The sequence below is a fragment of the Halanaerobiales bacterium genome, from assembly GCA_035270125.1.
Classification (GTDB): domain Bacteria; phylum Bacillota; class Halanaerobiia; order Halanaerobiales; family DATFIM01; genus DATFIM01.
On sequence record DATFIM010000088.1, the window covers coordinates 1 to 9,621 of the forward strand.

General features: G+C 28.2%; 9 protein-coding genes. All 9 read left to right on the top strand.

Annotated features, from left to right (window positions below; translation table 11 throughout):
- Positions 1–53 precede the first annotated feature (53 nt).
- The gene (locus VJ881_04775) at positions 54–1,781 is read left to right on the top strand and encodes a hydantoinase/oxoprolinase family protein (GenBank protein HKL75362.1); all 1,728 of its coding nucleotides are present in this window, start codon (positions 54–56) and stop codon (positions 1,779–1,781) included.
- Positions 1,778–3,106 carry a histone deacetylase gene (locus VJ881_04780; protein ID HKL75363.1) on the top strand — a complete coding sequence of 443 codons (1,329 nt, stop codon included), beginning with the start codon at positions 1,778–1,780 and terminating at the stop codon, positions 3,104–3,106. The genes VJ881_04775 and VJ881_04780 overlap by 4 nt, the downstream gene beginning before the upstream one ends.
- A gap of 118 nt (positions 3,107–3,224) precedes the next feature.
- Positions 3,225–4,544, top strand: coding sequence for an FAD-dependent oxidoreductase (locus tag VJ881_04785; protein HKL75364.1), 1,320 nt, complete (start codon positions 3,225–3,227; stop codon positions 4,542–4,544).
- A 129-nt stretch (positions 4,545–4,673) separates the two neighbouring features.
- The gene (locus VJ881_04790) at positions 4,674–5,534 is read left to right on the top strand and encodes a DUF6544 family protein (GenBank protein HKL75365.1); all 861 of its coding nucleotides are present in this window, start codon (positions 4,674–4,676) and stop codon (positions 5,532–5,534) included.
- A 173-nt stretch (positions 5,535–5,707) separates the two neighbouring features.
- Positions 5,708–6,067, top strand: coding sequence for a cupin domain-containing protein (locus VJ881_04795; protein HKL75366.1), 360 nt, complete (start codon positions 5,708–5,710; stop codon positions 6,065–6,067).
- A gap of 34 nt (positions 6,068–6,101) precedes the next feature.
- Complete coding sequence (locus VJ881_04800) at positions 6,102–7,232, top strand: sensor domain-containing diguanylate cyclase (protein ID HKL75367.1); 1,131 nt, start codon at positions 6,102–6,104, stop codon at positions 7,230–7,232.
- A 2-nt stretch (positions 7,233–7,234) separates the two neighbouring features.
- A complete protein-coding gene (locus tag VJ881_04805; protein ID HKL75368.1) occupies positions 7,235–8,131 on the top strand; it encodes an MBL fold metallo-hydrolase in 897 nt (298 codons plus the stop codon).
- A gap of 20 nt (positions 8,132–8,151) precedes the next feature.
- Positions 8,152–9,027 carry an aldo/keto reductase gene (locus VJ881_04810; protein ID HKL75369.1) on the top strand — a complete coding sequence of 292 codons (876 nt, stop codon included), beginning with the start codon at positions 8,152–8,154 and terminating at the stop codon, positions 9,025–9,027.
- Positions 9,028–9,087: 60 nt separating this feature from the next.
- Positions 9,088–9,621, top strand: a 534-nt coding sequence (locus tag VJ881_04815; protein ID HKL75370.1) for a GNAT family protein, incomplete at its 3' end; no start/stop codon positions are given.

The window sequence follows — 9,621 nt, forward strand, 5'->3', positions numbered from 1 at the left end:
TTTATAAAATTTTATATAATATATTTTGAAGAGAGTAAAAAAGGAGTGATTTAATGATTTTAGGAATAGATGTTGGAGGAACCCATACAGATGGAGTTCTTGTAAAAAAAGAAATTACAGGCTCTGAACTGCAATATAATATTAAATCTACTGAAAAAGTGATAACTGACCATGATAATTTAGAAAAGTCAATTTTAAAAATTATTGATAAGCTTACTGAAAGTATTAATAATAAACAAATTGAAAGAGTGGTTTTAAGTACTACTCTGATAACTAATGTTATTTATGAAGACAAATATGATCCAGTAGGATTAATTTTGATACCTGGCCCAGGGGTTAATCCAGAATATTTTAAATATGGGGAAGAAAATTATATATTAGATGGTTATATAGATCATCGTGGTAATGAAGTTAAGTCAATATCAAAAAAAGAAGTAATAAATACTTTAAAAGAATTCAAAGAAAAAGATATAGATAAAATAGCTATAGTTGGTAAATTTTCAGTTCGTAATCCTGTTCAGGAAAATAAGATAAAGGATATAATTAATGCTGGAAATTATAATTTTAAAACTGTAACACTTGGACATAAGTTATCAGGAAATTTGAATTTTAATCGTAGAATTATTACTGCATATTATAATACTGCTGTTAGTAGTGTTCATCAAAATTTTATTAATTCTATAGAAAAATCATTAGAAAAGAGAAATATAAAAGCAAATATGTATTTGTTAAAATCTGATGGAGGTACTATTGCTGTAGATAAATCAAGAAAAATACCAATTAAAACAGTGAATTCCGGTCCAGCTGCCAGTATAATGGGGACAATGACTTTAAATAATAGTAATGATACAGGTGTAGCTATAGATATAGGAGGAACTACAACTGATATTGGACTCTTTATAAATGGTGAGCCTGTATTTATGCCTAAAGGTATTAATATAAATGGTTTTCCAACTTTAATAAGAGGCTTATATAGTGTTTCAATTCCAGTAGGAGGAGATAGTGAAGTATATATAAAAAATGAAAAAATTAATATTGGTCCACAAAGAAGAGGTGCTGCAGCTGCCTTAGGAGGACCGGCACCAACTCCTACAGATGCCTTATTAGTTTTAGAAAAGATTAATAAAAGGGAAAGTCAAAGTATTGATTTTGATCTTAAAAAATCCAAGTCTGCTCTCATATCATTAAAAGCAAATACAGAATATGAAAAACTTACTTTACAAAGATTTGCAGAAATTATAATTGAAAGAGTATCTAATAAGATTAAAAATACAATTAACAATATTTTAGAAAATTTGAGAAATAAGCCTGTCTATACTATTTCTGAGTTATTAGATAATCCAGAGATTAAACCAAAATTTTTAATAGGAATTGGGGGGCCAGCAAGTTCAATTGTGGAAATTATAGCTGAAAAGCTTAATTATAATCCTATTATTCCTGCCCATTCTAAAGTAGCTAATGCTCTGGGAGTTGCTTTTTCTCATCCTACCCTTGAAACTACTGTTAGAGCAGATACAGCCAGAGGAAAATTAAATATTGTAGAAGCTGGAATTCATCGTAATATAAAAGATGATTATTTTGATATTAATAAAGCAGAAAAATTAGCTAAAAAATGGACTATTAAAAGATTTAAAAGTGAAGAATATCCAATAGAAATTATTTCTAGAGAAAGTTTTAATATAATTAGAAACTTTAGAACCCTTGGAAAAATAATGGAAATTAAAGCCCAAGTAAAACCTGGACTAATTGCTGATTTAAAAGGAGGAAATATAATACTATGAGAAATACAAAAAAATTAAAAGCAGAAAATAAAGTTGGCCTTATCTTTTTTCCTGCATTTGATTGGGAAATCTCTCCAACTCATCCAGAAAGAAAAGAAAGATTACTATATACAAGAGATCAGGTTTTTGAAGAGGGTTTATTAGATATAGAAGGTATTTATGAATACAACCCAAGAGTAGCTACTGATAAAGAAATAAAAAGGGCCAATATATGTGTGCCTTCTGTTGATAAGGTTGCTTCTAAATCTCATAAAATTTCAGCAGGGGCTGCAATTAAGGCTGCTAATTTAGTTCTGGAAGGTGAAGTTGATAAAGCATTTGCAATTGTTCGTCCCCCGGGCCATCATGCACACCGTGTTGTACATGGGGCCAGAGGTTTTTGTAATATTAATAATGAAGCAATTATGGTTGAATCAATAAGAAATAAATATCCAGAAAAAAAGATTGCATTTATTGACACTGATGCCCACCATGCGGATGGAACTCAGGAAATATTTTATCATGACCCTAATGTTTTACACATTTCACTTCATCAGGATGGAAGAACACTTTTTCCAGGTTCAGGTTTTATTAATGAATTGGGAGGTCCAACTGCTTATGCAAAAACTTTAAATATTCCCTTACCTCCAGGAACAACTGATCAAGGTTTATTATCTGTAATTAACAAATTTGTATTACCAGTACTAGATGATTTCAATCCTGATTTAGTTATAAATTCTGCCGGACAGGATAATCATTATTCAGATCCTTTAACTAACATGAAAATATCTTCTAGAGGTTATGCTAGAATGAATGATCTTTTAGACCCTGATTTAGCAATTTTACAGGGGGGTTACTCAATAGAAAGTGCTTTACCATATATAAATGTAGGTTTGATTTTAGCCATGGCAGGTTTGGATTATAGTTTTGTGGAAGAACCGGATTATAATAAAGAAATTTTAAAACAGGGAACTAAAATCTCTCAAGAGATAAAAGAAACAATAAATAAGTTGAAAAAAATTTGGAAAGAACGCAATAAAGCGAATCTTAAAGAAATTTATGGAGATTTTTCTGAATTTTACACGCGTAATAAAAATATATTTTATGATACTTCGGGAATTAATGAAAGCCAAAAAGAAAAGGTTAGAGTATGTTCTGATTGTCAGGGTTATTTAATAATTGATTCTGAAGCCGGGAAAAGTCGTTATAATAGTAATAAAATAAAAGTGATATCTATTCCAAAATTAGTATGTGATAATTGTTATAGGGAAGCAATAGAAAAATATGAAAAATTAAAAGGGAGTAATAAATTTGACCAGATATATTTACAGGATTTAAAAAAATGAAAATGATTATCAATTAATTCCTCAATATTATTGACATATGTAAAAAAATATATTATAATTTATATCGCTATTTGAAAATATATAAATATATTAATATAACAATATTGGAGGGATTATTTTGCAAAAACATGATATTTTAGTAATTGGTGGAGGACCTGCAGGAATTACGCTGGCAAAAAATATAAAAAACAAAAGAGATGTTGGAATTATTAGACCTGAAGATCATTCTATGATTTATTGTGCAATGCCTTATGTAATTGAAGATTTACTTCCTTATGAAAAAACTTTAAAGAGTGATTCTATTGTTACAGAAACCGGAGCAGAATTGATTAGAGATAGAGCGGTAGATATTGATTTTGAGAATAAAATTGTAAAAACAGAAAAAAATAATGAATATGGGTATAATGAACTTATAATTGCAACAGGTGCAGATCCAATTTTACCGTCTATTCCTGGAGCAGAGCTTGAAAATGTAATGACTTTCAAAACAGAAAATGATTTGGAGAAAATTTTAGATATTGTCGATAATGATATTAAAAATGCATCTGTGGTGGGAGCAGGAGCAATTGGCATTGAGCTTGCTCAAGCTTTGAATGAAAAAGGAATAAATACAAATTTAATTGATATGATGCCCAGTGTACTTCCTAATTTACTTGATGAAGATATTTCAAAAAAAGCAGGTGAAGAATTAAATGAACTTGGACTTGACCTTTACCTTGATAGTAAGGTAGAAAAATTGGAAGGTAATTCTAAAGTGAAATCTATAATTTTGGAAGGAAATAAGGAAGTTGAAAGTGATTTTGTAGTTTTTGCAATTGGGATGAGCCCAAATGTAGATTTTGTAAAAGATAGTAATTTAAATATTGGAAAAGATGGAATAATAGTAAATGAAAAAATGAAAACCAATATTGAAGATGTCTATGCAGTAGGAGATTGTGTTCAATATGAATGTGCTATAACTGGAAATGTTACTTCTGGTAAATTGGCTACTAATGCTGTAGCTATGGGAAGAGTACTTGCTACTAATTTGCTTGGAGGAAATAGAAGTTATGAAGGCTTTTATAATGGTGCTGCCACAAAAGTTGGAAAATATTATGTAGGGGGAACTGGTTTATCTGAAAGGTTAGCATCTGATAAATTTGATATTATTACTGCAGAATCAGAATTTACTACTGCTTTTCCAATTATGCCTTTTGCAAAAGATGTAAAAATGAAACTAATAATAAATAAAAATAATCGCAAGGTGCTCGGAGGACAGGTTATAAGTGGAGAACCGGTAACAGACAAAGTTGACAAAATAACAATGGCTGTTCAATATGGGATTAAGGTTGATCGTTTATTAGATTTTAACTATTCTTCTCAACCATATCAATCTTTTTATCCAGCCCATAATCTTTTAGTTAAAGCTGCTGAAAAAGCTGTTAAAAAATTAGATTAAAATAATAAAAATTATTACTAATAATCTCTGCTTTCTCTATTAGAAGGCAGAGTTTTTTTTATTTAAAAGGATTTTTTGTATTGACAGTGAATTAGTAATTAAGTAAAAAAATTAGGAGGTAATATATACATGAAAAGTATGTTAATTAATTATTGGTGGGCTATTTTAATTGGATTAATTTTAATTATTATTGTTGTTTTTTTTATTGGAAATTTACAAATGAATAAAAGAATTTCAAGAGAAAAAAATATTCTAATGGATGGGCTAAATAAAAATCAAGAAGATACTGAACTGATAGTAGAAGATGATATAAAAGAACTTCCACTTGTTGTACAAAAATGGTTAAAAGAGGTTGGAGTATTAGGTCAAAAAAAAATTAAAGCAGTCACTTTATCTCAAAAAGGAAAAATGAAATTAAATCCAGATCAAAAAGAATGGTATGAACCTGAAGCAGAACAAGATATAAGAGTGGATAGACCTGGCTATTTATGGCAGGTTGATATTCCAATGTTTAAAATACTTAATATTAAAGGAAGAGATCTTTTTAATAATGGTGAAGGGGCCATGGAAATACGAATTGCCTCTCTAATTCCTGTTGTTAATGAAAAAAATAATAAAAAAATTAATGAATCTTCAATGCATAGATTTTTAATGGAAATACCCTGGTACCCTACAGCAGCCATTGAGGATTATATACATTGGGAAGAAATAAATAGTAATATTGCCAAAGCAACTTTAACTTATCAGGATATCTCAGTGGAATCTGATTTTTATTTTAACGAAGATGGATCTCTTAAAAAAATAGAAAGTCTTCGCTATAAAGAAACAGATGAAGATGCTAAAAGAATTCCGTGTATTGGAGAGATTAAAGGATTTACTGAGGTAGATGGATTAAAAATCCCTAATCTAATAGATATTACCTGGATGATTGACCAAAAACCATTTACCTGGTATAAACTAGAAAGTTATAATATAAGTTTTGTAAGATAAAAAATTAACTTCAGTTGGAATAGTCTATTGCAAAGATTTTTTTAATATATTATAATTAATATATAGTAAAAATTACAAATTTGTCTTTAAAAGATCTGTTCTTTATTCATATTTATTTTAAGTATTGAAGAAGAAGAGATCTTTTTTTATTAAAAATTATAGGGGGTTATAATATGGAAGCCATGATTGGAAATAGAAAAGAAATAAAAGCAAAAAAAGTTGATGATAAACATGCACAAAATACTGAAAAGAGAATAGTATTTAGCCCTGAAAAAAATTGGGATAGTCATGTAATGAGAGTATTTACAATGGAAAAAGAGGGTCAGACATATGAACATAGTCATGATTGGCCTCACTGGATTTATGTACTAAATGGTACAGGAAGTGTTACTATTAAAGGTAAAAAACATTTATTGAAAGAAGATAGCTATTTATTTGTTCCTCCCGAAATAAAACATTTCTTTAAAAATGAAGGGGAAAAAGATTTTGAATGGATATGTATAGTTCCTCCTGAAGGAGATACTTTTAAATAAGTAAAATAAAATTTTTAGGAAGGGGGGTCATTTTTTGTTTAATTTTAAAGAAGAAAAAAGAATTATTTTTATTTATATAATTATTGGCTTAAGCTGGATATATTTTTCCGATGACCTCCTTTTAGCTTTAACAAATGATATAGAACAATTTAATAAGATTCAAACATACAAAGGCACGTTTTATGTTTTAGTTACAGCATTGATTTTTTATTTTCTCTTAAAAAAATATATTGGAAATTTAAGAAAACAGCAAGAAAAATTAAAGGAAAGCAATCAAAAATTAACTGCTATGAATGAACAATTTAAATTAGCAATTAGTGGGGCTAAAATTGATGTCTGGGAATGGAATCAAAATGATGGTTTTATTCCTTTTGATTCTAGAGATTTAGAATTGATTGATTGGAAAGAAGATCAACTAAACAAAGGAATTGAATCTATTATAGATAATGTATATTCTGATGATAAAAATGGATTAAAAGAAGAAATAGAAAAAATAGTAAATGGAAAAAAAGATCATTTTGAATTAGAATATCGTTTAAAAACTCAAAATGGTGACTGGATTTGGGTGAAAAATGTAGGGAGAGTTTATGCACGCGACGATAAGGATTATCCTCTAAGAATTTTGGGTATTTATATTGATATAGATAAAAGAAAAAAATCTGAAGAAAAAATAAAGAAACTTTCTTATAAAGATAAATTAACTAATTTATGTAATAGAAGATATTTGGATTTAGCAATAAATAGATTTAAAAATTCAAGAAGATATCCTATTAGTATTATTATAGGTGATCTTGACGATTTAAAAAAAATTAATGATACGTATGGACATCAAATTGGTGATAAATATCTAAAAAAAACTGCAGAAATCTTAAAGAAAATTTTTAGAGACCAGGATATTGTAGCAAGAGTTGGTGGAGATGAATTTGCTATAATCTTACCTGAAACTGATGAAAATATAGTAAAAGAGTTATGTGAAAGAATAGAAGAAAGATTTGAAAAAACTAATGATCTTGAAGAATTACCCCAAAAAATTAACATTTCATTAGGTTGTTCTACTGTTAAGAGTAAAGATGAAAAATTTGATAAATATTATAAAATAGCTGATAATATAATGTATAGGAATAAAAAGAAAAAAAAGAATGTAGAGCCAAAAAAGGAGATATAATAATGGATTTAGTTCAACTAAAAAATAGAAGTTATATTATAAAAAATTCTACAAATATAGGAGTATATATGTTTAATGATGAAGATTGTTTATTAATTGATACTTCCTATCCAGGGAAAACAGCTGAAAAGTTACTAAAATTTTTAAAAGCAGAGGGATTAAATGTAAAATATATTATTAATACTCATGGTCACATTGACCATTTTGGAGCTAATGAATTACTGGCTGAAAATTTTTCTCTTGAAGTTTTTGCTTCGGCTTATGAAAAAACTTTTATTAAATTTCCAGATTCTACTCATAGTTTTTTGACTGCTGCTAAGCCTATTTCAGCTCTGGCAACTGGTCTAGATGGGATGGAAGTTAATGAAATCAAAGGTGATTATTTAAATTTAGAAAATAATAAATTTAAAATTATTAATTTACCAGGTCATAGCAGGAGTCATATTGGGGTTTTAACTGAAGATAAGGTACTTTATGGTGGAGATGCAATGCTGGCCCCCAGTATTATAGAACAGATTAAAATTCCATATTTTTATGATATAGAAAAATTTAGAGAATCAATTTTAAAAATAGAGGAATTATCTAAAAATAATAATATGGATATTTATGTTCCTTCTCATGGTAATATTATAAAAAAAGATTTTTCAGATGCAGTTAAATTAAATCTAAATAAAGTTGAACATTTATTAAATTTAGTACTGGATATTTTAAAAGAAAAACCTTTAAATCTGGAAAAAATAATTGAAAAAATAAATATTAAATTTAATATAACTGAAGGTATTCCCAATCATTTTATTACCAGAGCCTGTATTATGTCATTTTTAAGCTATTTTATTGAAAAAAATAAAGTAGAAACTATTTTTAAAGATAATTTGCTTCATTATAAATTGAAATTATAAAAATTGAGAGGTGTTACTAAATGAAATACAGAAATTTAGGAAGAACAGGTCTTGAAGTTTCAGTGATTGCTTTTGGAGGAATAATGTTAAATAATACCAAACAATGTAAAGCTGATAAGATAGTTGCTGAAGCTATAGAAAAAGGAGTTAATTTATTTGACGTTGGTCCAACTTATGGAAATGCACAAAATATTTTAGGACCAGCCTTAGAACCATATCGTGATAATGTCGTTTTAACCTGTAAAACTGAACCTGATAAGAGCAAAGAAGAGGTTAAAGAAGATATTAAAAAATCCTTAGAATTATTGAAAACAGATTATTTTGATGTTTATCAATTACATGAAGTGACAGATTATTCAGCAGTTGGAAAAGCCCTTGCGCCCGGTGGTCCCCTGGAAGCTATTAAAGAAGCAAAAGATGAAGGGTTAATAAAAAATATAGGTTTTTCTGCTCATAGTGAATGGGCAGCTATTCACTTAATGAAGGCCTTTGATTTTGATACAGTAATGTTTCCAATAAATTGGAATTATTGGTATAATGAAAAACAGGGTAAAACTGTAATTGAAAAAGCAAAGGAAACTGATAAAGGAATTATGGCCATTAAAGCACTTGCTCATAGGCAGTGGAATGATGGTGAAAATAGAAATGATTTTGATACCTGGTATAAACCCTTATATGATAATAAAGAACTTGCAGAATTGGCATTAAAATTTACTTTATCACAGGATGTAGATACTGCCGTAAGCCCCGGTTCACTAAGGATGTTTAAAAAGGCATTAAATATAATAGAGAATAATGAAAATTTCTTAGAATTAACTGAGTCTGAATTAAATAAATTAAAAGATTATGCAGAAAATGATAGTGGGAGACTATATCCAATTCCAGGAGATGAATAGGTTATAATATAGAAGGAAAAATGGAAAGATACTATAGAAAAAGTAAATGGAGGGGAATAAATGTTTTATTATAAAGTAGATAAGGATATATATTTAAAATTATTTAATCCTAATGATGCAGTGGAATTATTAAATTTAATTAATTCAAATAGATTTTATCTTAGAGAATGGTTGGATTGGGTTGATAAAACAAAAGATATTAGTGATTCAAAAGATTTTATTCATAATTCGAGAAAACAATTTGCTTCAAATGATGGATTTCAGGTAGGAATCTGGTATAAAAATGAACTTGTTGGAGTAATAGCATTACATGAAATTGACTGGGAAGATAGACAGACTGAAATTGGTTATTGGCTTGGGGAAGATTATCAGGGTAATGGTATTATAACTAAGTCATGTGAAGCTATTATTGACTATGTTTTTGATGTATTGGAATTGAATAGAGTTGAAATCACCTGTGCTGAAAAAAATTCAAAAAGTCAGGCTGTTCCCGAGAGATTGGGTTTTACAAAAGAAGGTGTAATTAGAGATAATCAATGGTTAAATGGTCGTTATGTAAATCATGTTATTTATGGCTTGTTAAAAGAGGAATGG

Bases quoted from the DNA above. Each gene is read 5' to 3' on its own strand.
- VJ881_04790 (HKL75365.1), top strand. From the start codon at position 4,674: ATGAAAAGTATGTTAATTAATTATTGGTGGGCTATTTTAATTGGATTA.
- VJ881_04775 (HKL75362.1), top strand. From the start codon at position 54: ATGATTTTAGGAATAGATGTTGGAGGAACCCATACAGATGGAGTTCTT.
- VJ881_04780 (HKL75363.1), top strand. From the start codon at position 1,778: ATGAGAAATACAAAAAAATTAAAAGCAGAAAATAAAGTTGGCCTTATC.
- VJ881_04810 (HKL75369.1), top strand. From the start codon at position 8,152: ATGAAATACAGAAATTTAGGAAGAACAGGTCTTGAAGTTTCAGTGATT.
- VJ881_04795 (HKL75366.1), top strand. From the start codon at position 5,708: ATGGAAGCCATGATTGGAAATAGAAAAGAAATAAAAGCAAAAAAAGTT.
- VJ881_04805 (HKL75368.1), top strand. From the start codon at position 7,235: ATGGATTTAGTTCAACTAAAAAATAGAAGTTATATTATAAAAAATTCT.